Genomic DNA, 25,090 nt, shown 5'->3' on the forward strand with positions numbered 1-25,090 from the left:
CTAAAAACCGCTTAACCTGCAGCAGTAGCGCACAAGTGCTTTTGTAGATGGTCTTGTTTGCCCGTTTTCGGTTAGAAAAAAGCGCTTCGAAGGCTTTGTGTTTACTTCAATAAGCCAAAGCGATCCATCTTCATCAAGTGCTAAATCAAGACCGAATTCTCCATACAACCCTTCATTTTGAGCGCAGAGACAGTGACAAATTTCAAGTGAAAGTTCGCGTAAAAGCTCAAGCAGATGTTTCATTTCACGGTGAGAATAAAAGGTTTGTAAAAGGTCTTTAATCGGCATAAGATCTCCGCCCTGTGAAAGGTTGGAAACAAAGCCGCTTTTTTTAGAAACACGAGCTACCATTGAAGTGATACCCCATTTATCTTCTTGTTTTCTATGACACAAGATTCGAAAGTCAAATGGTCGGTTATCCAGCTCTTTTAATGAAAGTGTTTCTTGAAGTAAATAGTTTCTCTTCTTGAATTTTGGATATAAATTTTTATATAACTTAGTGAAATTATCATATATTTCTCTTTCACCTGTTTCAGCACAATCAACAAGGTATGTGCCGCTTCTTTCTTGTACTTTAAAAATATTCTTCCCTTGACTTCCATTAATAGGTTTTAAAAATAGAGACCGATGAGCACTAAGAGCGTTCATCAAATCCTCTTTATTTTGAAGATAATAAGTCATAGGAAGGAAAGGCATTAAATGCTCATATTGTGACAAATGCTCGTGTACAAACCATTTGTCAAGAAAGCGATGATTGAAAAAAGGAATGCCTAGGGATAAGATGTCTTCTTCAAATTTTTCAAACTCTGCGCCATTTTCTTTTTTTCGACTATGAACTCTATTGTGTATAACGTTTGGAAGGGGAACATGGTCATATTCAAAATCTCCATCTTTCATTACATAGCCAAAGCATTCTTGACTGTGCCAATGTTTAAACGTAGTCACAAAAAACAACCCACCGATTTCCCTGCAATAATCGTGCATTTCTTCGCAAAAATCAGATAGAGAAGGCGGAATAGATCCTTCCTTTGTTAAGCTGGTCACAACTGTAATAACAGGACCAAAGAAAATCTCTTCATTGATAATTTTTATTTGAAGAGAGAGAGAATTAATTGGCAAACGAAGCATTGTAAAAAGGGAAGAAGAGAAATAGACCGTATCTTCTGTACTTTCATAAACAGCCACCTGTGCTTTTGCTTTCTGCTTTCCTACGTAAACGTTTGTATAGTTAGATAGCTGCTGTTGTTGTGCAATATGGCTTGGTATCCAAACCGTATCTTGAAGCTCTTTTGTTGATAATAATTGAATCGCTACAGTTATTGGTTTCATTGTCAATCCTCATTTAAAAAGAAATTAGGCGAATGTTGATATATCGTATGAATAAAACAAACTGTCGGTGAGAAGAAGAAAGGAAAAAGGAGCAATTTCCTTTCTTCCTTTCACTGTTTAGTGGGAAAAAACCCTCAAAGGCTGAAATGTATACAATAGTTTGTTATAGTAGAGAAGGTAAACGAAAGCCTAAACTAAGGTAGGAGGATTTTTTATGTCTAATGTATACGATGTAGCGTACGAATTAGAAAAAGCAGTACGTGAGAGTGACGATTACAAAAACCTAAAAAAATTATATGATGAAGTGAATGCGGACGAATCAGCAAAACGTCTTTTCGATAACTTCCGTAACATGCAACTTGAATTACAACAAAAGCAAATGACTGGCCAAGAAATTTCTGAAGAAGAAGTTCAAAAAGCTCAGCAAACTGTTGCAATCATTCAACAGCATGAAGCAATTTCAAAATTAATGGAAGCAGAACAACGCATGAGCGTTCTTGTTCAAGAGCTAAACAAAGTTATTATGAAGCCACTTGAAGAGCTTTATGGTAATCCAGAAGAGTCAAATTCTGTTCAATAATAGAAAAGAGGAGTCGCAGGAGCGGCTCCTCTTTTCTTATGAAGCATAAACACGCCATATACATCATATTCATTACTAATCAGTAAGCAAGCAGACACCGAGGAAAGAAGGAGATGTAGTGATGTATCGCTTATTAGCATTGAATATTGATGGAACGATTTTGAACAATCAAGGACGTTTGACAAAGGAAACTAAAGAAGCTATTGATTATGTTAAGGATAAAGGAGTCTACGTAACAGTTGTGACAAATCGTCATTTTTCATCCGCTAAAAAAATCGCTAAAACATTGCGTCTTCATAAAAATCAACTTATAACTCACAGTGGAGCATTCATTGCTTCAAATGTCGATAAACCAGCATACGAGCGGAGAATATCCGAAAATAAAACGTTTAACCTTGTTCAAGTGCTTGAAAACTTTGATTGCCATACGAGAATTTTACATGAGAAATTTTCACTCGGAAACCGAGTGAAAATTCACAATCAAGTGATGGCAAAGGCTGTATTAAAAAGTAATGAACCACTTTTTTATCCTATTCAATTTGTAGAATCACTAGGAGAAACACTTCGAGACAATCCAGTTTCCGCACCTAAAATCGAGCTTTATTTTCAAAGTCAGTATGAAAAAGAACAGGCAGAGCGTACGATTGCGTCGGCTTTTGATATTGAATGGATTTCATATCCAAATGAGCCTCGAGCATATATAGTTGAGAAAGGGACTTCAAAAGAACATGGGGTCTATCATGTTGCAACACAGCTAGGCATCTCGCTTGAAGAAGTTGTGGCAATTGGAAACTGCTATGATGATCTCGGTCTGGTAGAGTCTGTTGGTCTCGGAGTAGCAATGGGGAATGCACCAGATAAAGTAAAAAAAGCTGCAGGGTGGGTAACGCGTTCAAATAATGAAAATGGAGTTGCTTATATGGTAAAAGAATTGTTCCGTAAGCAGCACCGTATCGGCTATCTAGAGAAGATTGGTTCTCTTGATAAGCATTGACCTTTCATAACTCTTTCGCTAAACTGAAAGAAGCTTAATAAAGAGAGCAGAAGTGGTGCATATTGTACCACTTTTTTCTATCTATAATGAAAGGTGATTACTTTGAACATTTTAATTAAAGGCCTTGATGATGAGCGTTTTGTGCGTCCTTTGCAACTTATTAGCGACTTGTTTTTCGAAGAAAGTTTTGTAACATTTGAAGAAGAAAAAGAAGCTGAGTACAAGATTCTTTTTGCCATTAAAACAGATGACAAAGTGAGCGTAGAAGGAACAATTTCTGAAAGTGGAAATGAAAAAACTTTTTCTGCTTCTTTTGAAAATAAATTTGAAGAAGAAAGCGAAAAAGAGCGTTTTAAAATTGTAAAACGAACTGTTTCTTACGTTTATTTAATGCTTTTGCAGCATATTACGGAAATTGAACAGCCATGGGGAATTTTAACAGGGATTCGTCCAACAAAACTTTTACATAACAAGCTTCGAGAAGGGATGACAAAAGAACAGGCACATGAAGAGCTAAGACGAGACTATCTCATCACAGATGAAAAAATTCAGCTTATGCAACGTATTGTTGATCGTCAGCTATCTATTGTGCCTGATTTATATGAATTAAAAAAGGAAGTAAGTATTTATATTGGTATTCCGTTTTGCCCAACAAAGTGTGCCTACTGTACGTTTCCGGCGTATGCGATTAACGGCCGTCAAGGATCTGTTGATTCATTTTTAGGAGGTCTTCATTATGAGATGAGAAAAGTGGGCGCATGGCTTACAGAGCAGAATATTCCCATTACAACCATTTATTATGGTGGAGGAACACCAACGAGTATTACAGCTCTTGAGATGGACATGCTTTATGAAGAAATGTACGAAGCGTTCCCAAACTTAAAATCTGTTCGTGAAGTAACTGTTGAAGCAGGAAGACCTGATACTATTTCAGAAGATAAGCTCGATGTGTTAAATAAATGGAATATTGACCGAATTAGTATTAACCCACAGTCATATACACAAGAGACGTTGAAAGCAATTGGACGTCATCATACAGTAGAAGAGACAATTGATAAGTTTCACCTTGCTCGCTCATTAGGAATGAAAAATATCAACATGGATTTAATTATTGGGCTTCCTGGAGAAGGTACAGCAGAGTTTCAACATACACTCGAGGAAACTAAAAAGCTTTTACCTGAATCTCTTACCGTTCACACACTATCGTTTAAAAGAGCTTCTGAAATGACCAAGAACAAGCAGCGCTATAGAGTAGCGGATCGAGATGAAATTACTGAGATGATGAAAATGGCAGAAAACTGGACAAACGAAAATGGATATGAGCCATATTACCTTTATCGTCAAAAAAATATTTTAGGAAATTTAGAAAACGTAGGCTATGCATTTAAAGGACAGGAAAGCATTTATAATATTATGATCATGGAAGAACAGCAGTCCATTATCGGCCTTGGCTGTGGGGCATCAAGTAAATTCGTTGATCCTACTACAGGGAAAATTACAAGGTTTGCAAACCCAAAAGATCCAAAATCATATAATGACAGCTATGCGCATTATACAGACGAAAAAATTCGTTTGCTTCACGAACTCTTTGATAGAAAATAAGAAAAGTCCCTTCTTTATATGAGGGACTTTTTTAGCGATTAAATAGCACAAGTTTACCAAGGGATGAAACACATCTGTATGTTTTATGCTGATAGTTCATGTCTTGAAGACGTAGGACTCCTATTTTCTTCGCCTCTTTTTCATTTTCTGCTTCAAAGGTTTCATCAAGAATCTTCTCACCAGAAGACTCATAAACGGTTAGCGTATAGGCTTTCATAACATTCCTCCTTTTTTCTTATGTATGTATTTTTACTTCCCGATATGACGGTATTGTTAAACTACCTGAAATAAGAGAGAAATGAAAAAATGGCTTATTTTTATTTTTATTTTTAAAAAAGCTTTATTATTATTGTGGAAAATTTTTATTCAACATGAAAGTTTAGAGGAACAATGCTAAAATGAAAGAAGATTTCTATTCGTTACCAGTTTCGATTATAGTAGAAGTGAAGGGAAAAGAATAAAGAAAGAAGGGGAATATTATGCAAACATCTCGCTTATTGGATATTGATAAATCAACAAAAGGATTTGAGGGCTATGCACTTGTAAAAAATGCTTGGGATGCCACAAGTTCAAATGGTTCGCCTTATTTCAATATTACGCTTACGCAAAAAACGAAAACGATGGACTGCAAGCTCTGGGAAAATAAGTTTGCAGGGAAAAGTATCGAAGAACTTAAAGCTCTATTTGTACCAGGGAAAATGGTCTATGTAAAAGGAAGCGTATCTGAATTTAGAGGAAATTTACAGATGGCGATTACGAATTTTAGAAAAGCAGAAGAAACTGAAGTAAATATAGGAGAATTTATTGAAACAGCTCCTGAATCATTGGAAGATTTGCAAAATGAATATGAAGCATTTTTAGCAGAAATCCATCATCCTGTGATCCGAACGCTTTGTACAGATCTTTATGAAGAAAATAAACAGCGCTTTCTTAACTTTCCAGCTGCAACGTCTCTTCATCATAGTTTTGTTGGAGGCCTTCTTTATCATACTGTTTCAATGCTTCGTCTTGGAAAAAGTATTGCCTCACAATATCCACAAGTAGATAAAGATATTTTATATGCCGGCATTGCGCTTCATGATTTAGGAAAAGTTGTTGAACTTTCAGATGCTGTTGCTCCGCAGTATACTTTAACAGGTAACTTCCTTGGCCACATTACAATTGTAGCCATCTTGATTGATCGTAAGCTACAGGAGTTAAAGGCTCAAGGAGAAATCACAAAAGAAGATGCTCAAAAAGTAATTGAGCTTCAGCACGTAGTATTAGCTCACCACGGCAAGCTTGAATATGGTTCACCTGTTCTAGCACATACGTTAGAAGCAGAAATTATTCACCAAATTGATATGATGGATAGCCGGATTAATATGATTATTCATGGTTTGCATGATAAGCAAGAAGGCGAGATACATAAAATACATCCGATTGGTAATTATTATAAACCTTTTTCATCTTAAAACTAATCTTCCTGTGTCATATTTATGGACAATAGTACATATATGACTAGTAGCAGAGATTTTAGAAAAAGAACTGCTAAACAGGGCAGGAGGGATAAGATGATCTCATTACCATTTTGGATTTATATTGTTGTAGCTGGTATTTTCTTTAGTGGCTTTATGGCAATAAGAGCAGCTCGAAAAGATCACGAACAAGAGCAAGGATTTATTGCTCAAGAAGGCGAAGCATATATGGAAAGATTGAAGGAAGAAAAAGAAAGAAGAAAAACAATTTCATCATCAAGCTAAAAAGGATGAGCAATTATGCTCATCCTTTTTTGTCAATAAAATATTATTTTTCACTTTCTTTAGAAGAGCTGTCTTCTAGATTAATTGCATCTTGTAAATCTTTGTCTTTCACTTCGACATTTTCTTCTTTTAGAATTTTGTTCACCGCATTTTCCATATCGTTTTCATCGATTTTAGAAAGTTTGACCTCTTGTTCAAGTTCATCTTTCATTTTATCAAAAGAAGGCACTTCTTTTTTATCGGTCAATTTAATAATGTGGTAGCCATATTGAGTTTTTACAGGATCGCTAATTTCGCCTACTTTTAATTTTTGGGCTGCTTCTTCAAATTCAGCTACCATCTGTCCTGACTTAAAGTAGCCTAAATCACCACCACTTTGAGCAGAACCATCTTGAGAATATTCTTTTGCAAGCTTAGCAAAATCTTCTCCATCTTTTAGTTTCTTCTCTACTTCTTGTGCTGTTTTTTCATCTTTAACAAGGATATGACTTGCCTTAAGTTCAGGCTTTTTCGCTTTATAAGCTTCTTTTAGTTCCTTATCTGATACTTTAATGTCTGCTGTTGCAGCTTTCTTACGTAGTAAGTTAATTTTAACCGCATTTCTAAATGTCTTCTCACCATTTTCAGACATAGCTGTTTCAACTGATTGAGCACCATACGAATCTTTTAACGTCTCAATTTCATTGTCAATTTCTTTTTTCGACACTTTGAATTTTGAACTTAATACTTTTTCATCGACAAGTTCGCGGATTGCTTGATCTCCAACTTGATCTTTCATCATTTCATAAAGATCGTTTTGTGTTATATTTCCAGCATCTGTTTCAACAATTGTTTTGGAATCTGCGGAGTTTCCGTCATTGCTACATGCTGCTAATCCTAAAATTGTGGCTGCCGCTGTGAGCGCAACAAAACTTTTCTTCATAAAATTATACACTCCCACTTTTTGATTTTATTTACAGTATGTCCAAAATATATATCCATTTTCTCATTGTATCGAAAGAAAATAAAAAAGAAAAGAAAAAGTGAAATCTTTTGTAAGTATATCCATTTAATGGATATTAAGTCCTTTGGAGAAAATAAGTGAAAATAGCTAAAATGCCCATCCCGCTTTTTTTTTTCATGCATAGAATACAGTATTAGCAAGCAAAGGAGGTGCTGTTATGGGTAACGCATATGGAAGTGGTTTTGCGTTAATTGTAGTATTGTTCATCCTTTTAATCATCGTTGGTGCTGCTTGGTTCTAAAATATTATAATGTAATATAATTATTTGTCCTCTCTTATCCGAGAGGACTTTCCCTAAAAGAAGAAAAAACGCATAAAAGGAGCTGCATTTCTGCACCTTCTTTTATGCGTTTTTTCTCGTAAACTATGTGTATAACAGTTCAACATATGACGAGACAAGTAGAATAGTGATCATCACATTAATGAAGCGAAACACTTTAGGCTGACGCTCTGCTGGAATTTCTTTTTGAATACAGAGCGAGTTCGTGAGCGCATTAATGTAGAATAAGATAATCACTGCGAAAACGATAAAAATCGTACCCATTTTCAAACATTCCCCCAAACCAAAGTTAAAAGCCTATATTAAAACTAATAGCATTGTTCGTAAAGCTTTTTTTATATATGCTAGCCGTATAATCATCCTTTTCTATCTTAACACTGTTAAGGAGTTTACAAAAGTTATCAGATTACAAAACTAGGATATCTTTATAATATACCCTCTTTAGAATTGTCTTGAACAGTTAAATCCTTTACTATAAAAGAGAGCACATAAATCGTAAGTTAGCTAGTACATAAAGCGCTTGAAGATTAAAAGGAATGCTGTAAAATAAAGGTATGAAATAAACGGAGTTAGCTTTACATATCGTCTCAATTTGTCAAAGGAGCAGGGGTATGGAATCTTTGGAAAATCGCATTGAACGTTTGGAGTTATATTTAGAGCTATTGTTAAAAGTAACAGATCTTGAATCACAGCCGTTTTATAAGCTTGTGATAAGTAAGAATCTCAATAAAAAAGAACTTGCGGAAGTTTATTCAATTTGTGAAGAACTTGCTGAAAAATATGAGGAGCAAAAGAAACAAGGACTTATTGACTTCGTTCCTTTGCTCACACAGTTCGTCGGACAACTACCTTATAAATTAAATCCACATGAGACAATTTATGCTTTACAACAACAAAAGCTGTATCCTGGTCTTATGGACAAACTAGCAAGCTTAGTTAGAATGGTCTATTGAACAACCGCTTTTTCGATTTCAACAATATTTTCTTTTTTTCTTAACTTTCCATCTTCTTCGTCCATTTCTTCATCAATGTTATGGAAAGAGTGTTCAAAAATTTCCATGAAGTCATCTCCATACACTTTACGTACGATTGTCATAAGTTCAATAAATTCAGGGAATTTTCCGTAACATTCTTGAAGGGGAAGAGCACCTTGGAAAAGCGTACTTTCAGTCGGGTTGTAGTTTTCCATTAAATTTGTCAAAATGCCGTTTCCTTCATCTGTTAACTCAATATACGTATTTCTTTTATCATTTTCCCTTTTAGAAAATTGAAGTAATCCTCTTTCTTCTAACTTCTTTGAAAAGTTAAATGCAGTTGATACATGCATAACGCCAAACTTAGCAATCTCTGAGATTGAAGCACCTTTAAGATTGTATGCAATCCACAGGATATGATGCTCGTTAATGTTCAAATCATACGGTTTGATCCATTGCTGCCAATCTTTTTCGACCGCTTTCCATAGAGCTTTGCTAAGCTGAGCCATGCGTTGGCTGAACACTAAAGCTTCCTTCATTGTGAATTCTTTCTCATTTTGTAATTTCATCTCTCCACCCACTTTTCAATCAACTTTTTATTTATATTCTATTATGCCAATAAAATAATAAATTATAAAGATATAAATTTGCAAAAAAACAAAATTTTTTAAAAAAAGGAGTTAAAATTGCTTTAGAGAGGTATGACCTCTATAAGGAGAGGGGATGTAAGCGCAAACAATTAATGAATATTCATGACATTAAATGAATATTCATTCCTTATTACAATATGTTGAGAAAACTTTTCTAAGCAATGGATAAAAAAATGACAAGCTTGTTAGCTTGTCATAAAAAGATAGTTAACTGCTTTGTGTTTCCTTTTTTTGTTGATTTCCGAGTTTATCTTCTAAGCCTTTTATATTTTGCTCAATTTCAGCTAGGTGGTTCTGAATTGAGCGCTGATGTGGGGCGATATCTTCCTGAAAATTTGCAATCGATGCTTTTGCTTCAGGCGCAAGCTGTGAAAACGTTTCTTTGCTTTCTTTTACAACATTTTGAATCGCGTTTTTTACATTTAAAGCATTTTCTTTAATGTCTTTCAGCTGAACTTTAAGCGTATCACGAGAATCTGCTACACGCAGCTTCATGTCTTTACTTGAACATGGAGTTGTTAATAACGCAATTGTTCCTGCTGTGACACTTCCGAATAAAATTCCTAATGAAAATGATGCTGCTTTTTTCATTTTTTACACGCTCCTTATCCTTGTTCAACATAAGAGAAACATGCCTTGCATACCTTTAAAATAAACGATTTGTAATGAAGGGAAGTAGGAGCATGGCATGGATAATCTTTTGTTTATTCTTAACAAGTTTTTTTTTGTTCGCCATTACAGGAAAGAGGTTTATGGATCTGAAGAAATCAGCTTCATACCCTCCCAAACGAGTTCTTAGAAAACGGGCTGTTGTTGAAGGGGGAACAGCATTTACAGTTTTCCTGCTGGCACTCTTACTATATTATGTAACCTAAATAAGTCTGTTTAAACATTTATTAGTTTAAAAAGAGCCCAGGTTTTATAAAACCTGGGCTCTTTTCATTAAGACATCTGAGAAGTAATCTTAGAGCGTTTAACAATGGTTTGCACAATTGGGTAAATTACAATCATAGCAAACGTATTAACAGCTGTTGCAGGTAGTACAACGGCTGCGACAAATCCAAAGAACTGTGCTGCTGAGAAAGATCCTAGTGCAAGAGCAGCTGCCAGGAAAATCATTCCTGAAACAATTGTTCCGATAGCTGTTAAAACGGCTGCTGATACGACAGACTGTTTGTAGCGACGAACAGCTAAAAATAATCCTAAAAATAAGAACGCTGTTAAAGGTTTGTCAATCATGTTTGCAACCTGCCCATTTGGAAAAGAAGTTGTTAAAGCTGCAATTGCTCCCGTAGCAATTGCAAGAACAAGAACATTTCTTGCTTGTGGAAAAAGCATAATGCCTAAAAACATCATTGTTAACATCATGTCAGGTTTCATACCTAAAAAAATAGGTGGAATAACGGCATGCAGTACAGCACCCATCCCGACTAATAAAGCTAGTGATACTAATACTTTTGTATTCATTTCTCATCTCTCCTCTACTCAGCTCTAAAGCTTCTAAACTAATTACCTAACTATCTTTTATTATAACAAATACGTGCGAGGTTACAATAAAAGGAACTATTTTACTGATTGAAGATGTGCTTCACGATAAGCCTTCATAAATTCAGCTAATGCTTGGCATGTTTCAATTGGTACAGCATTATAAATAGAAGCGCGACATCCGCCAATAGAGCGATGTCCATTTAGTCCAATGAATCCTTCTGCTTTTGCTTTTTGAAGAAAGTCTTTTGTTAATTCTTCATTAGGCATTGTGAACGTCACATTCATAAGAGAACGGCTGTCTTTTTGTGCATGAGGTGTGTAAAATTCAGGAAACTCATCCATTAAATCATAAAGAAGAGCCGCTTTTTCTTCGTTCCTTTTTTGGATGCCTTCAACACCGCCGTTTTGCTCAACCCATTCTAGTACAAGAGAAAGCATATAAATACCGAACGTTGGTGGTGTATTGAATAACGAATTTGCTTTAATGTGTGTTGTATAATCAAGCATTGTTGGAAGTCCGCTATTTTGCTGATTGAGAAGGTCTTTGCGTAAGATCACAATTGTTACACCAGAAGGACCAAGGTTTTTCTGAGCTCCTCCATAAATAACAGCAAATTTAGATACGTCAACTTTCTTTGACAGGATGTCGCTTGACATATCAGCAAAAACAGGAACATCTCCAAAGTCAGGGAAGTCCTGCCATTGTGTACCATAAATTGTATTATTCGTTGTAATATGAAGATACCCTGTATTTTCAGGCAACGTGTTTACAGTTACTTCTGGAATATGTGTGAAAGAATCGTCTTCTGTTGAAGCAACTACAACTGTTTCTCCGAAGTTTTTAGCTTCTTTAAGAGCCTTTTTAGACCATGAGCCTGTTACAACATAAGCTCCAACTTTTCCTTCTTGAAGGAAGTTCATAGGAAGCATCGAAAATTGTAAGCTTGCTCCGCCTTGTAGGAAGAGGATCTCATGTGTATCTGGGATTTCCATTAATTTTTTTAGACGATCTTTTGCATCTGCTAGAACGTCTTCAAACTCTTTGCTTCGGTGGGAAAGTTCCATAACAGACATGCCTGTTCCTTTAAAATCAATCAATTCTTCTTGAGCTTTCTTTAATACATCAAGCGGTAAAGCAGATGGACCAGCATTAAAATTGTGTGCGCGTACCATAAGTAAACTCTCCTTTATGAAAAATAATAATTTCATCTTATCACAATTTGATGAAGATGGAGGACAATTCTAATAATTATTTAAAATAAAAAATACCCGAACTATATTGACTTTGATAATCAAATAATTCGGGTATTGAGTCATAAATTGATTTTATCTGCAATGTTTTGAGAGATTTCTTGCAAATCTTCATTAGAGTATTTTTCGCTATGCGTCTTCCATACCGCTCCAAAACCGTCTCCTTTTCCATAGCGAGGAATAAGGTGGAGATGATAATGGAAAACTGTTTGTCCTGCGATTTCTTCATTGTTATTTAAAACATTGAGACCTTCTGCTGAAAAAGCTTCTTTAATACCTGTAGCAATACTAGGAACTGCTTCAAATAGGTGTGACGCCACTTCAGGTGTTAAATCAAAGATATTTCTTGTATGTACTTTTGGAATAACAAGCGTATGACCCTTTGTTACTTGACTAAGATCTAAAAAAGCATACACATGTTCATTTTCGAATACTTTCGCACTTGGAATGTCTCCGTTGATAATTTTGCAGAAGATACATTGATCATCATGCTTCATTCCTAAACAACACCTTTCTGACTGTTTTATATGATTATTTTATCATAAGAAAGTCAAAAAGAGAAAAAAACAAAGGGCAGGACCAACGGTTGAAGGTCCTGCCACTTTTGAAGAAGGAAAAGGTTTTAATACGTCAAATTCTTAGGGATACAAGCTACTTGGTAATCCGGTACTTGTCGTTCACAAACACCTCATTTAACAAGTTCTTTTTAACGTAGGTTAATTTCTTACCTGGCCTTTGATAAACACCTCATTTACAAAATAAATGTGTATATAAGTTAGAATCATGGATTCTGTCTCTATATACGGTTATCTTGTTCATGTGTTAATCTCAACGATTATGCTCCATCACGACCATCCCCTTGTTTTATATCCGCATCTTTAAATACCTTATAGAACAAGTAAATTGTCCTTGATAAACACCTCATTCACCAGTGTGATGAAAAAACTGTTTGTTTCCCTTCCTCGTTATATAGAATGTGCAGTTTAAAAAAATATATGCAATCAATTCTTTTTTTTTTTTTCAAAAAGGGAGATGAAATGTGCAAAAGAGTAAAATTTGATACTATAAAGAAGAAAGTATGAGCTATACTGTTTAGGGAAGGGAGCGAGTCTAATTATGACTGCACTGTTAAAACTTTCGAATGTAACAGGAGGATATACGAGAAATCCTGTATTAAAGGATATTTCTTTTGAGGTGAAAAAGGGAGAGCTCGTTGGATTAATCGGATTGAACGGAGCTGGGAAAAGTACAACAATCAAACATGTGATTGGTACAATGGAGCCGCGTGAAGGAACAATTTCTATTAATGGAAAAACATTAAAACAGGATATGGAAACATACAGATCACAGTTTACCTTTATCCCTGAAACACCTGTTTTATATGAAGAGTTAACACTAGAAGAACATCTACGTTTAACAGCTATGGCTTATAACATCGATGAGAATACATATGAGAAGCGTTTGCCGGTTTTACTAAAAGAGTTCCGTATGGACAAGAAATTAAAGTGGTTTCCGGCTCATTTCTCAAAAGGAATGAAGCAAAAGGTTATGATCATGTGCGCTTTTTTAGTGCAGCCTTCACTTTACATTATTGATGAGCCTTTCTTGGGGCTTGATCCACTTGGTATTCAATCGCTCTTAGACTTAATGGTGGAAATGAAAGACCAAGGGGCAGCTATTTTAATGTCCACCCATATCTTAGCAACTGCTGAAAAATATTGTGATCGATTTATTATTTTACATAATGGAAAAGTACATGCATCAGGAACAATTGAAGAGCTTAGAATGCAATTTAGTATGCCAAAGGCAAGCCTTGATGAAATTTACGTAGCGCTTACGAAGGAAGATGGCTATGAATGACATAAATGCGCTATGGAGACAAAGATTCAAAGAAAATGCTAAAGAAATTCGGCGTTATGGACGCTATATTTTAAACGATCACTTAAAGTATATTTTAATCTTTTTTATTTTGATTGGAGCTTACTACTATCAGCAATTTCTTGAAGGATTGCCAGAAAACTTTAATGGAGCCCCATTTATCGCAATTGTTGTTGCTTTCTTTTTAACAAGAGGCACAGTATATACGTTTTTTAAACATGGAGATTTAGTATTCCTGTTGCCGATGGAAAAGCGGCTTTCATCATATATAAGAAATTCTTTTTGGTTAACGTATATGATTCAGTTTTACGTTTTATTAATTGTTGTCGGGGTGCTTGCTCCTCTCTACTTAGCAATGGGGAACAATACATTTAAAAACGTTCTGTTTATTTTGCTTATCCTAACGATCGTGAAAGGTCTTAATTTATTTATGACATGGGCTATTTCACGCTATCCAGAGAAAGGGATTCATGTTTATAGCGTAGTGTTCCGCTATATTTTGAATGCCTTAATCTCTTACTTTTTGTTTGTTGACGCACATCCGCTTTTTTGGATTGCTACATTCTTCATTCTGCTCATTTTAACAGCGTACTTTTATAATGATACAAAAAAGCGTCCTTTTTATTGGGAAGGTTTAATCTCTCTTGAAGAGAAGCGAATGATGCTTTTTTACAGACTAGCTAATTCATTTACAGATATCCCTAATGTTGGAGATGAACCAAAACGTCGTCGCTATTTAGATGTTTTAGTACAGTTTATTCCTTATAAACAAAATGAAACATATCACCATCTTTATGCACGAACTTTCCTTAGAGCTGGAGGCTATTTAGGGCTTGTTATTCGATTAACCTTTGTTGGAGCCTTCTGTTTATATTTCTTGCCATTTACACTTGGAAATATTGTGACAGTTCTCCTTTTTGTATATATGACAGCTATTCAGCTTATGCCTTTATGGAAGCATCATCACTACAAAATTTGGATAAATCTTTACCCAATTAGTGAGAAGGTTAAGGAAGCAACGTTTTTGCGTTTCTTCTTCATCATTCTTGCTGGGCAAGCTTTTGCACTAAGTGTTTTACTTGGAGTTTTTCATACTCCATTAGCAGGAATACTTGCTTTTATTTCCTCTCTAATTGTGTTTTATTTGTTCACGTATCAGTATGTGAGAGCGAAGATGAGAAAAAAGCGCTAAAACAATTGTTTTAGCGCTTTTTTTAAAAGTAATGTGCTACTTACTGTTTTTTGAGTCGTATAGTAAACAAGGGGGGAGAAAAAGATGACTTATGAACAAGACGTTCTCTATATGGCAGAAATGTGGAAACATGAACTGAATAAAAAGCCTTCAATGTTTGAAAGAGCGGCTAAAAGAGCACAAATAGGAATTGCTAACAAAATTCCAGAGCGCTTTCATCTTGTTGTTACAGAAGCAATGAAAAAGATGGTGAGTGCTGTTTTGACAGGTTCTGATTATACAACAAAGTTAAAAGAGCCACTCCCAGCATCTTTCCAAGAGCGAGAGGAAAAAGTAAAAGCAGCAATTAAACGATATCAAAAAACAGCATCGCTTGAAGGAGCGGGAACAGGAGCAGGGGGAATATTTTTAGGAATGGCAGATTTCCCACTTTTCTTATCCATCAAAATGAAGTGTTTGTTTCAAATTGCGCTTCTTTACGGACTGGATCTTAAAAAATATGAAGAACGAATTTATCTTCTTCACATTTTTCATCTTGCTTTTTGTCGCGATGATCATAAGAACAGTGTTTTACAAAATATTAAAGAGTGGGAAGAGAATCCTGAAAAGGAAATTGATTGGCGCACTTTTCAACAGGAGTATCGAGATTATTTAGATTTAGCCAAACTACTCCAACTTGCTCCAGGAGTAGGAGCTGTTGTTGGAGCTGTTGTAAACTACCGCCTTGTCGAACATCTAGGGGAGACAGCAATGAATGTATATCGTTTGCGCTTGCTGCCTTCAGAAAGGGAAGAAAAGATCTAGCGTAAATGCTAGATCTTTTTTTACATAAGGATAATTGCGACAATTGTTGTAACAACTAAACCAATCCCAACAGGAAGAAGGTTGCGGCGAGCAAGCTCAAAAGGGCTTACATTACAAATTGCGGCTGCAGGAATAAGGGCCCAAGGAATAATAGTGCCTCCGCCAACCCAGATTCCAGCTATTTGGCCAAGTGCAGTCAAGGTAGCAATGCTGCCATCAATAGAAGCTGCAAAAATTTTAGCAATAGATCCAACAAGAGAAATACCTGAAAATCCAGATCCATCGAGCCCTGTAATAGCTCCTACTGCTGTCAAAGTAACCGCTGCAACTTCTTTCGTAAGCGGTACAGAAGCGGAGAGAGCAGCTCCAAGATCGTTAACAATTCCATTGGAGTCCTGTGGCAAATAATCCCCTACAATCGTAGTAAATCCAGCATCTCCAAGATAGAAAAAGGCTGCGATTGGAATAACAGGACCGAATACTTTAAAACCAAACTGAAAACCATCAACAAGATATGATGTGGTTTTCTCAAGTCCTTTTCTTTTATGACCTAAAAGGGCAATGGCTAGAAGGATAAAAAGCGCGGTACCACCGACTAATGCTGTCGCATCACTTCCTTGAAGATTTAGCTTAAACATAAGAAAGATATCTATTATAAAGAGGAGCGGAATGATAGCGGCCATTATGATATTTGTTTTCTTTGAGAGAAGCTGTCCGTGCGTTTGCGCATTATTAGCTGAAGGGTGTTCAACGGAAATCTTCCCTAATTTCAAATCACGTTTAAGCAGAAAAAAAGCAGTAAAAGTTGTTACAACACCCATTGTAATTACAAGTGGAACACTTGCTTGGATAACTTCATGAACAGGAATACCTGCAGCATCACCCGTAAGTTTTGGTGCTGCTTGAATAACGAAATCACCTGAAAGGGCAATACCGTGGCCAAAAAGGTTCATTGCAACAGCAACGCCCATTGCAGGTAAACCAACTCGAAGTGCTATAGGGAGCAAAATAGCTCCAATTAAAGCAACAGCAGGAGAGGGCCAGAAAAAGTAAGAAATACTCATCATGAGAATTCCCGTGATCCAATAGGCGAGCGTAGGAGTTCTGATGAGTTTTGCAAAAGGAGAGATCATTGTATCGTGAATTCCTGTGGCAGTAAGCGATTTACTCATCGCCACAATAATGCAAATAATTAAAATGGTTGGTAAAAGCTCTGTAATGGCGTAAATAAAGCTATTAAAGACATTACTAATAGCGTTTGGTAAAGAAGGATGAGCAATAAAAGAAACAAGAAATATTCCTACAATACATAAAATGGTTGTATCAAGTCTTTTGACCATAAATCCGATAATAAGAAAAATGAAGAGCACATATGTCCAGTGAATAAGCGTCAATCCCATATCCATCATTATGCCTCCTGCGTCCTAACGTAATATAGCATATGTGATAGAGAGGTTTTTGTGATAAACACCTATAAAAGAAGCCTCCCGAAAATTCGGAAGGCTTTTTTTATGCTTCTTTTACTCTGAATGATGTTATATAAGATGGTTTTGGAAAGACTTGTTTTTGCTGATCAAGGCCTTCAGATGTTCCTTGTTTCTTATGAGCACTCTTAAAAGAATTGGATTCTTTCCAATCAAGAAAGCTTTTTTCATCTTCCCAGAGAGTAAAAATCACGTATGTGTCGCTATTTGTTGGACGCAGTACGCGTAAAGCTAAAAATCCAGGTTCTGTTTCAATTTTTCCTGCTCGGTTTTTGAAGCGGTGTTCAAAAAGAGGGCGCCCTTCTTCTGTAACAGGAATGTTGTTAAAAACAGCAAACCCATTTTTGACAATCTCTCCAACAGAATCTAGTACTTCGTAATTTCGTCCTTCTTTAAAAAAAGTGTCTCCTTCTGTTTCGTGAAGAAGAGCAGCATTGTCAGGAGAAACAAGTAAAAGCGTATTTTCCTGAAGATGTTCATTTGCAAGTTTACCTAAATAATTTTCAGTTCCATGTGTAATATAAACTTTCTTCATCAAATCACCTCTCACTATAGGTTTGCTTAGTTATGGAAAAAAATACAAAACTATGCATATGAAAGCTTTTCCAAACTCATATTAAAAGTATAGAATGTTTTCTCTTGTGGAGCAAAGAAAAAGGTTAACCTTATATGTCTGGAGATTTCCAACACTTTCTATTATCATGAAGGAAGTGTTTTAGAACCCCCTAATTGGTTTTGGCACAAAGAAGAGGTGAAAACAATGTATAAGAAAGGAATTGTTGCAGGTGGAATCGTTGTTGGACTCCTGTTAGTAGGTGTTATCGGCTACTTTATTATTATTCTTTTAGGAGATTACATTATCGACGAGAAAAAGCTTGTTTTAAATTCTGCCACAACACTTGTGGATCAAAACGGCAAGGAAATTACGAAACTATACGTAGAAAACCGAGATCCCATTCCAATTGAAGACATTCCAGACCATGTAAAGGAAGCATTTATTGCAACAGAAGATGTTCGTTTTTACGAACATCATGGAATAGATTTAAAATCGATTTCAAGAGCGGTATACAAAAATATTTTAGCAGGAGGAAAAGCGGAAGGAGCAAGCACCATTACACAGCAACTTGCTAAAAATGTATTTTTATCAAATGAAAAAACATTCTTGCGTAAAGGAAAAGAAGCCATTATTGCCATTAATCTCGAAAATCGCTACAGCAAAGATAAAATCCTAGAAATGTATTTAAATCAAGTGTACTTAGGACAAGGAGCATATGGAGTGCAAGCAGCTTCACATGTTTACTTTAATAAAGACATTTCAGAATTAACAGCAGATCAAAGTGCAGTTTTAGCTGCTATGCTTAAAGCACCAACAACATACTCTCCAATTCTAAATCCTGATAAAAGTTTAGAAAGACGCAATGTCGTTCTTGGCCTTATGGAGAAATCAGGATATTTATCAGCGAAGGAAACGGTACGGCTTCAAGGAAAAACGCTTGGAACAGATGTTGTGACACGTGCAAAAGAGCCTAGCTATTTTACGTATTTTGATATGGTGATGGAAGAAGCCAAAGATAGGTATTCTTTATCAAATGAAGAACTTCTACGAGGTGGCTATAAAATTACAGTACCGTTAAATACGAGCGTGCAAAAGAAAGCATATGAACTTTTTCAAGAAGGAAGCTATTTTCCAGGGACAGATGATAGCGTACAAGGCGCTTTCGTCCTTCTTGATAACAAAACAGGTGGAGTCACCGCTGCTATTGGGGGAAGAGATTATGTTCAAAAAGGCCTTAATCGTCTCAATATTAAGCGTCAGCCAGGATCTACTTTTAAGCCGTTAGCGGTTTATGGACCTGCTCTTGAAGAGAAAAAATTTAAGCCATATTCACTTTTAAGAGATGAAGTTGTTTCATATAACGGCTATGAACCACATAATGCTCATGAAGAGTACCGAGGGAAAATCACTATGTATGATGCATTAAAAGATTCAGTTAATACATCTGCTGTATGGACATTAAACAAACTTGGGGTCCCAAAAAGTAAGGAATATTTAGAGAAACTCCATATGCCTATTGAAGATAATGGCCTTGCTATTGCGCTTGGTGGTTTAAGAGAGGGAGTAACACCTCTACAAATTGCTTCAGCATATCAAACATTTGCTAATGGAGGTGTTCACGTTGAGCCTCATTTTATTACTAAAATTCAAACAGCAGACGGAGAAACGGTGAAAAAAACTGAAAAAGTAAAAAAAGAAAGAGTATTTTCCAAACAAACATCATGGTATATGACAAAAATGCTTCAAGCAGTTGTGGAAGATGGAACAGCAACAGCCGGAACGTTCTCAGGAGCTCTCGCAGGGAAAACAGGTACAACAACCTTTCCAAATGTCAAGGGAGCTAATAAAGATGTTTGGTTTGCAGGATATACCCCACAGTATACAGGGACAGTATGGATGGGATATGACAAGACAAACTCTTCTCATTATTTAACAGGAGGAAGCTCAAAGCCAACCATTCTTTTTAAAGACATTTTGTCGCAATCTTCTATTGAAAAGAAAGAGTCTTTTAAAAAACCTAAGAAGACAAAAGATTTAAAAGATCCGATTCGGTTAGAGAAAATCGATGACTTAACAGGTGATAAAGGCGTGTTTTCTTTAACATTAGAATGGACTCCTTTAGAAGATAAACGTGTTGTTTACTATATTTATGAAGAAAAAGAAGGCGAAACAAAGCTTGTTGGCAAAGTAAAAGGAAAGGGCAAATATGAAGTGGAGGGAGCTAATGTTTTTAGTTCTTCAACATTCTACGTTATGCCTTATAACACACAAACGAAAGAACGTGGAGAGAAGTCAAATAAAGTATCTCCGTCTCTTTTTGGATTTCAAGCTTCCTGAATCGCACATCTTTTTGACAACTGAAGCTTCTAAGTATACAACCGTTGTAAAAATCGGTATAGTGGCAAAAGGAGAAGAAAATTAGCCTCTTATGGATAAGAGGCTAATATACATACCGGATTATGGATAGGGAAGGTGAAGGAATTTATGAATGAAACATTTTTAAAAGCATGTCGAGGGGAAAAAACAGATCATGTCCCTGTGTGGTATATGAGACAGGCGGGACGTTCACAGCCTGAATATCGAAAACTCAAAGAAAAGTACTCTCTTTTTGAAATTACGCATCAACCAGAACTCGGTGCATATGTCACACGACTGCCTGTTGAGCAATACGGGGTAGACGCTGCAATCCTTTATAAAGATATTATGTCACCGCTTCCAGCGATTGGTGTTGACGTTGATATTAAAACAGGCATTGGCCCTGTTATTAGCAATCCAATTCGTGCCCTAAAGGACGTTGAAAACCTTGGAGAAATTCATCCAGAAGAAGATGTTCCTTATGTGTTAGAAACAATTAAGTTACTCACAACAGAACAGCTCGATGTTCCACTTATTGGTTTTGCTGGAGCTCCTTTTACAATAGCAAGTTATATGATCGAAGGAGGCCCTTCTAAAAACTATAATAAAACAAAAGCAATGATGTATGCTGAACCAAAGACATGGTTTGCTCTAATGGATAAGCTTGCTGATATGACGATCACATATGTGAAGTCACAGATTAAGGCAGGAGCTAAAGCTATTCAAATTTTTGACTCATGGGTTGGAGCCTTAAATGTCCAAGATTACCGGACATTTATTAAACCAACAATGGAGAAGATTTTTAGTTCGCTTCGAAATGAAGGTGTTCCGCTTATTATGTTTGGTGTTGGAGCAAGTCATCTTGTTCATGAGTGGAACGATTTGCCTCTTGATGTTGTTGGTCTAGACTGGCGTTTATCTATTAACGAAGCTCGGGCACTTGGAGTAAATAAAACAGTACAAGGAAACTTAGATCCAGCGATTTTACTTGCTCCATGGCCTGTTATTGAAGAGCGTGTAAAAGCAATCTTAGATCAAGGAATGTTAACGCCAAACTATATTTTCAATTTAGGACACGGTGTATTCCCAGATGTAAATCCTGATACGCTTAAGCGACTAACTTCGTTCATTCATGAGTACTCGAGCCAAAAATAATGAAAAAAGCCACCTTATCTTTTGAAATTATGTTGTATTCATGGGAAAATAGATAATAGTTATTATTAAAAGATAATTATTTTAAAATATAGTGTTTTAATGAGGTGCAGAAAAATGGCAAAAAAAATGGGTTTACTTGTAATGGCTTACGGAACGCCATACAAAGAGGAAGATATTGAACGTTACTATACTCACATTCGCAGAGGTCGAAAACCAACTCCTGAAATGCTACAGGATCTTACTGATCGCTATAAAGCAATCGGGGGAATCTCCCCACTTGCTCGCATTACAGAAGAACAAGCGAAAAAGCTTGAAGAGCATTTAAATAGTATTCAAAAAGAAGTGGAGTTTACATCATATCTTGGTTTAAAACATATTGAACCTTTTGTTGAAGATGCAGTAGCTAAAATGCATGAAGATGGAATTGAGGAAGCAATCAGTCTTGTGCTCGCTCCTCACTATTCAAGCTATAGTGTGAAATCTTACAATGGACGGGCAGTGGAAGAAGCAGAAAAACTAGGAGGACCGCAAATTCACCCAGTTGAAAGTTGGTATGATGAGCCAAAATTCATCAACTATTGGGCGAAACGCATTAAAGATATTTTCAGTAATATGAGCGAGGAAGAACGAGAAAAGGCTGTATTAATTGTTTCAGCTCATAGCTTGCCAGAGAAAATTATCGCTGCAGGTGATCCTTATCCTGATCAGCTTCGAAGAACAGCTGACCTCATCGCAACAGAAGCGGGAATTAAAAACTATGAGATTGGCTGGCAAAGCGAAGGAAACACGCCAGATCCTTGGCTTGGACCAGATGTGCAAGATTTAACTCGAGCACTTTATGAAGAGAAAGGATACACATCTTTTGTTTATGCTCCTGTTGGATTTATAGCGGATCACCTTGAAGTTCTATACGACAATGATTATGAATGTAAAGTTGTGACAGATGAAATTGGTGCAAAGTACTACAGACCAGCTATGCCAAACGCTCAAGATGAGTTTATTGATAGCTTAGCAACAGTTGTTTTAAACAAAGTAAAGCAACCAAAATAATTAAAAACCACAAACGGAGCTACGCATATATTTGCGTAGTTTCTTTTTGGGTGTCACGAAACTGTCATAACTGTCCGGTTACAGAAGTTCGCAAATATGTTAGAAATAATTTAGACTACAAATAATACAATAACAATAAAAAAGAAAGCAGATGATACAATTGAGCGAAAAACGCCAAAAAGTTGTAATTATCGGTGGCGGAATTACCGGCATTACAGCTGCTTATTATTTGCAGAAAGAGATTAAAGATAAAAAATTACCGATAGATTATCGTTTAATAGAGGCAAGTCATCGCCTAGGCGGAAAAATCCAGACGATGAAGCGAGATGGTTTCACGATTGAAAGAGGTCCTGATTCCTTTTTAGCGAGAAAGCAAAGTGCAGCAAGACTTGTAAAAGAAGTAGGTCTTGGAGAAGAACTTACAAATAACTCTACAGGTCAATCTTACGTTTTAGCAAGGGAGAAGCTCCACCCTATTCCACAAGGAGCTGTAATGGGCATTCCAACTGAAATTTCTCCATTTCTTACAACAGGATTATTCAGTCCAATGGGAAAAGTAAGAGCTGCAGCAGATTTCATTCTGCCTAAAACAAAAGAAAAAGGAGATCAGTCGCTTGGTCACTTTTTTAGACGTCGTTTAGGAAACGAAGTTGTGGAAAATTTAATTGAACCGCTTTTATCTGGTATATATGCAGGAGATATTGATCGACTAAGCCTTATGTCGACTTTTCCTCAGTTTTATCATGCAGAGCAAGAGCACAGAAGTCTTATTTTTGGAATGAAAAAAATCAAAGATCTCCGTCAAAAGCCATCTTCACATGGTGGAAAAGCAAAAGGGCAGTTCTTAACATTAAAAACCGGTTTGCAATCTCTTGTGGATGCAGTCGAAGAACATTTAGAGCCTACTGCTGTTCAAAAAGGAGTCCGAGTAGATTCCATGCATGAGTCAGATGGTAAATTTCATCTTTCATTAAGTAACGGAGATAAAATTATCGCAGATAGCGTTATTGTGACAACACCTCACTATGCTGCTCAATCACTTCTTCCTCAATGTTCTCTTTTACAGCCATTAAAGGACATGCCTGCCACAAGCGTTGCAACAGTTGCAATGGCTTTTCCAAAAGAAGCTGTCAAACAAGACATTAATGGAACAGGGTTTGTTGTAGCTCGAAATGGTGACTATACTATAACAGCATGCACATGGACACATAAGAAATGGCCGCACACAACTCCAGAAGGTAAAGTATTGCTTCGTTGCTATGTTGGAAAAGCAGGTGATGAAGCTGTTGTAGATTTATCTGATGAAGAAATTGTGCGGATTGTACTGGAAGATTTAAATCGAATTATGGATGTTGAAGGTCTTCCTGAATTTTCTATTGTCTCACGCTGGAAACGAGCAATGCCCCAATATATAGTTGGCCATAAAAACACAATTGAAACCATTTATGATCAGCTTGAGCATACAATGCCAGGATTATTTTTAGCAGGCAGTTCTTATGAAGGACTAGGTTTGCCAGACTGTATTGATCAAGGTGAAACAGCTGTTCAAAAGGTGCTTAATCTACTACAGAAACCATAAATTTCTTAAATATCAAATAAAAAAGGAAGGCATTAGCCTTCCTTTTTTATTTGATATTTAAACATTTATTACACGTATTTCCGTAACATTCATGCTGCTCTTCTATTGCATTTCCACAATCTCGGCATCTTTTAGGTGGTAAATTTCTGAAAAATTCAGTAATCTTTTCGATCATTTTAACTCCCCCTAACACGAATTTTGTTAATATCATTGTATTATAACAGAAGAGAAAATGTCAACTGTTTTATAACAATATATAAAAATGATAAAATGGCCTAGCTTATAAATGAAGAAGCTTTCTGAATAGGTAGAGCATGATTTTTCGGGTATAATAGAATGGGAAATTTCTATTCCGTGTAACCTTTCAATACAGAAAATGAACAGGGGGCTTTAACGCAATGAAGGTAACAACAGTTGGATATTGGGGTGGTTATCCTGCTAAAGGAGAAGCAACAACCTCTTATTTATTTGAACACGATGGCTTTAATCTTCTTGTAGACTGTGGAAGCGGAGCATTAGCACAGCTTCAAAACTATATAGAACCATTTGAGCTTAATGCTGTTATCATTTCACACTATCATCATGATCATGTTGCAGATGTTGGTGTTTTACAATATGCCTTAAAGATTCAAGGGAGTCTTGGAAACAAACGCAATCCATTGCCGATTTATGGACATACTTATAATATGGATGGGTTTCATTCTTTAACAAGTGAAGGAGATACAGTTGGAAAAGAATATAATCCAGAAGAAGAATTGCAAATTGGACCTTTTCACATTGAGTTTTTAAAAACAAAACATCCTGTTCCATGCTTTGCGATGAAAATTCAAGCGGGAGAAAAAACAGTGGTGTTTACAGCTGATTCAAGCTATCAAGATGAGTTTATTCCCTTTTCAACAAATGCTGACTTGCTTATTTGTGAATGTAACTTTTATAAGGGACAAAATGGAGAAGGTCCTGGGCATATGACAAGTGAAGAAGCTGGATTTATCGCAAAAGAAGCGAACGTTAAACATCTACTGCTCTCTCATCTCCCTCATTTTGGAGATATTAACTGTTTGAAAAAAGAAGCTCAAGAGGTATTTGAAGGAAATGTAGAGCTTGCTTATAGCGGATTCACATGGAATACATAAAAGGAGAAGAT

General features: G+C 36.1%; 27 protein-coding genes. 15 read left to right on the plus strand and 12 right to left on the minus strand.

The annotated features are described in order from the left end of the window. Positions 1–1,329, minus strand: a complete 1,329-nt coding sequence (locus tag BM012_RS14215) for a YheC/YheD family endospore coat-associated protein (RefSeq protein ID WP_061803231.1) — start codon at positions 1,327–1,329, stop codon at positions 1–3. Positions 1,330–1,543: 214 nt separating this feature from the next. Between BM012_RS14215 and BM012_RS14220 the strand changes: the two genes are divergently transcribed. From BM012_RS14220 to BM012_RS14230, 3 genes are all read left to right on the plus strand, one after another. Next, the gene (locus BM012_RS14220; protein ID WP_061803232.1) at positions 1,544–1,909 is read left to right on the plus strand and encodes a YlbF/YmcA family competence regulator; all 366 of its coding nucleotides are present in this window, start codon (positions 1,544–1,546) and stop codon (positions 1,907–1,909) included. A gap of 118 nt (positions 1,910–2,027) precedes the next feature. After that, positions 2,028–2,903 carry a Cof-type HAD-IIB family hydrolase gene (locus tag BM012_RS14225; protein WP_061803233.1) on the plus strand — a complete coding sequence of 292 codons (876 nt, stop codon included), beginning with the start codon at positions 2,028–2,030 and terminating at the stop codon, positions 2,901–2,903. A gap of 102 nt (positions 2,904–3,005) precedes the next feature. Continuing rightward, a complete protein-coding gene (locus BM012_RS14230; RefSeq protein WP_061803234.1) occupies positions 3,006–4,505 on the plus strand; it encodes a coproporphyrinogen III oxidase in 1,500 nt (499 codons plus the stop codon). Between the two features lie 31 nt (positions 4,506–4,536). Here BM012_RS14230 and BM012_RS14235 read toward each other — a convergent pair whose 3' ends face one another. Further along, entirely contained in the window at positions 4,537–4,722 is a 186-nt protein-coding gene (locus BM012_RS14235; RefSeq protein WP_061803235.1) for a YhzD family protein, read from the minus strand. A 262-nt stretch (positions 4,723–4,984) separates the two neighbouring features. Between BM012_RS14235 and BM012_RS14240 the strand changes: the two genes are divergently transcribed. Then, positions 4,985–5,959, plus strand: a complete 975-nt coding sequence (locus tag BM012_RS14240) for a 3'-5' exoribonuclease YhaM family protein (protein ID WP_019393919.1) — start codon at positions 4,985–4,987, stop codon at positions 5,957–5,959. 99 nt (positions 5,960–6,058) lie between these two features. Beyond that, complete coding sequence (locus BM012_RS14245) at positions 6,059–6,247, plus strand: sporulation YhaL family protein (protein WP_019393918.1); 189 nt, start codon at positions 6,059–6,061, stop codon at positions 6,245–6,247. A gap of 43 nt (positions 6,248–6,290) precedes the next feature. Here BM012_RS14245 and BM012_RS14250 read toward each other — a convergent pair whose 3' ends face one another. Beyond that, complete coding sequence (locus tag BM012_RS14250; protein WP_061803236.1) at positions 6,291–7,169, minus strand: peptidylprolyl isomerase; 879 nt, start codon at positions 7,167–7,169, stop codon at positions 6,291–6,293. Between the two features lie 238 nt (positions 7,170–7,407). Between BM012_RS14250 and BM012_RS14255 the strand changes: the two genes are divergently transcribed. Then, positions 7,408–7,491 carry a YjcZ family sporulation protein gene (locus BM012_RS14255; RefSeq protein ID WP_019393916.1) on the plus strand — a complete coding sequence of 28 codons (84 nt, stop codon included), beginning with the start codon at positions 7,408–7,410 and terminating at the stop codon, positions 7,489–7,491. A gap of 123 nt (positions 7,492–7,614) precedes the next feature. Here BM012_RS14255 and BM012_RS14260 read toward each other — a convergent pair whose 3' ends face one another. Beyond that, the gene (locus tag BM012_RS14260; protein ID WP_040057191.1) at positions 7,615–7,794 is read right to left on the minus strand and encodes a hypothetical protein; all 180 of its coding nucleotides are present in this window, start codon (positions 7,792–7,794) and stop codon (positions 7,615–7,617) included. Positions 7,795–8,141: 347 nt separating this feature from the next. Here BM012_RS14260 and BM012_RS14265 point away from each other — a divergent pair, with 347 nt between their 5' ends. Continuing rightward, entirely contained in the window at positions 8,142–8,483 is a 342-nt protein-coding gene (locus tag BM012_RS14265; RefSeq protein WP_061803237.1) for a DUF1878 family protein, read from the plus strand. Here BM012_RS14265 and BM012_RS14270 read toward each other — a convergent pair. From BM012_RS14270 to BM012_RS14295, 5 genes are all read right to left on the minus strand, one after another. Next, positions 8,477–9,073: an HTH-type transcriptional regulator Hpr gene (locus BM012_RS14270; RefSeq protein ID WP_061803238.1), complete on the minus strand. Its 597-nt coding sequence runs from the start codon at positions 9,071–9,073 to the stop codon at positions 8,477–8,479. The genes BM012_RS14265 and BM012_RS14270 overlap by 7 nt on opposite strands. Positions 9,074–9,361: 288 nt before the next feature. Beyond that, on the minus strand, positions 9,362–9,745 hold the full coding sequence (locus BM012_RS14275; protein ID WP_061803239.1) for a YtxH domain-containing protein: 384 nt from the start codon (positions 9,743–9,745) through the stop codon (positions 9,362–9,364). Positions 9,746–10,096: 351 nt separating this feature from the next. Then, positions 10,097–10,621, minus strand: coding sequence for a tryptophan transporter (locus tag BM012_RS14285; protein WP_061803241.1), 525 nt, complete (start codon positions 10,619–10,621; stop codon positions 10,097–10,099). A gap of 96 nt (positions 10,622–10,717) precedes the next feature. Beyond that, the gene (gene serC, locus BM012_RS14290; protein ID WP_061803242.1) at positions 10,718–11,815 is read right to left on the minus strand and encodes a 3-phosphoserine/phosphohydroxythreonine transaminase; all 1,098 of its coding nucleotides are present in this window, start codon (positions 11,813–11,815) and stop codon (positions 10,718–10,720) included. Between the two features lie 140 nt (positions 11,816–11,955). After that, a complete protein-coding gene (locus BM012_RS14295; protein ID WP_061803243.1) occupies positions 11,956–12,390 on the minus strand; it encodes an HIT family protein in 435 nt (144 codons plus the stop codon). Between the two features lie 619 nt (positions 12,391–13,009). Between BM012_RS14295 and BM012_RS14300 the strand changes: the two genes are divergently transcribed. The 3 genes from BM012_RS14300 (at position 13,010) to BM012_RS14310 (ending at position 15,767) form a co-directional block, all read left to right on the plus strand. Then, positions 13,010–13,753: an ABC transporter ATP-binding protein gene (locus BM012_RS14300; protein ID WP_061803244.1), complete on the plus strand. Its 744-nt coding sequence runs from the start codon at positions 13,010–13,012 to the stop codon at positions 13,751–13,753. Then, complete coding sequence (locus BM012_RS14305) at positions 13,746–14,963, plus strand: ABC transporter permease (protein ID WP_061803245.1); 1,218 nt, start codon at positions 13,746–13,748, stop codon at positions 14,961–14,963. The genes BM012_RS14300 and BM012_RS14305 overlap by 8 nt, the downstream gene beginning before the upstream one ends. A gap of 84 nt (positions 14,964–15,047) precedes the next feature. Beyond that, on the plus strand, positions 15,048–15,767 hold the full coding sequence (locus tag BM012_RS14310; RefSeq protein WP_061803246.1) for an EcsC family protein: 720 nt from the start codon (positions 15,048–15,050) through the stop codon (positions 15,765–15,767). Positions 15,768–15,787: 20 nt separating this feature from the next. Here BM012_RS14310 and BM012_RS14315 read toward each other — a convergent pair whose 3' ends face one another. Both BM012_RS14315 and BM012_RS14320 read right to left on the minus strand, forming a co-directional pair. Continuing rightward, complete coding sequence (locus BM012_RS14315; protein ID WP_061803247.1) at positions 15,788–17,173, minus strand: hypothetical protein; 1,386 nt, start codon at positions 17,171–17,173, stop codon at positions 15,788–15,790. Between the two features lie 103 nt (positions 17,174–17,276). Continuing rightward, on the minus strand, positions 17,277–17,786 hold the full coding sequence (locus BM012_RS14320) for an antibiotic biosynthesis monooxygenase family protein (protein WP_061803248.1): 510 nt from the start codon (positions 17,784–17,786) through the stop codon (positions 17,277–17,279). A 225-nt stretch (positions 17,787–18,011) separates the two neighbouring features. Between BM012_RS14320 and BM012_RS14325 the strand changes: the two genes are divergently transcribed. From BM012_RS14325 to hemY, 4 genes are all read left to right on the plus strand, one after another. Then, entirely contained in the window at positions 18,012–20,144 is a 2,133-nt protein-coding gene (locus BM012_RS14325) for a transglycosylase domain-containing protein (protein ID WP_061803249.1), read from the plus strand. A gap of 147 nt (positions 20,145–20,291) precedes the next feature. Beyond that, positions 20,292–21,317, plus strand: coding sequence for a uroporphyrinogen decarboxylase (hemE, locus tag BM012_RS14330; protein ID WP_061803250.1), 1,026 nt, complete (start codon positions 20,292–20,294; stop codon positions 21,315–21,317). A 114-nt stretch (positions 21,318–21,431) separates the two neighbouring features. Next, on the plus strand, positions 21,432–22,367 hold the full coding sequence (gene hemH / locus BM012_RS14335; RefSeq protein ID WP_061803251.1) for a ferrochelatase: 936 nt from the start codon (positions 21,432–21,434) through the stop codon (positions 22,365–22,367). A 160-nt stretch (positions 22,368–22,527) separates the two neighbouring features. Continuing rightward, complete coding sequence (hemY, locus tag BM012_RS14340) at positions 22,528–23,946, plus strand: protoporphyrinogen oxidase (RefSeq protein WP_235606124.1); 1,419 nt, start codon at positions 22,528–22,530, stop codon at positions 23,944–23,946. A gap of 46 nt (positions 23,947–23,992) precedes the next feature. Here the strand turns inward: hemY and yhfH are convergent, their stop codons facing one another. Beyond that, a complete protein-coding gene (gene yhfH, locus BM012_RS14345) occupies positions 23,993–24,121 on the minus strand; it encodes a protein YhfH (protein ID WP_064504960.1) in 129 nt (42 codons plus the stop codon). 223 nt (positions 24,122–24,344) lie between these two features. Here yhfH and BM012_RS14350 point away from each other — a divergent pair, with 223 nt between their 5' ends. Beyond that, the gene (locus BM012_RS14350) at positions 24,345–25,079 is read left to right on the plus strand and encodes an MBL fold metallo-hydrolase (protein ID WP_061803253.1); all 735 of its coding nucleotides are present in this window, start codon (positions 24,345–24,347) and stop codon (positions 25,077–25,079) included. Positions 25,080–25,090: the final 11 nt, after the last annotated feature.

Source organism: Priestia endophytica DSM 13796 (assembly GCF_900115845.1).
GTDB classification, from domain to species: Bacteria; Bacillota; Bacilli; order Bacillales; family Bacillaceae_H; genus Bacillus_I; species Bacillus_I endophytica.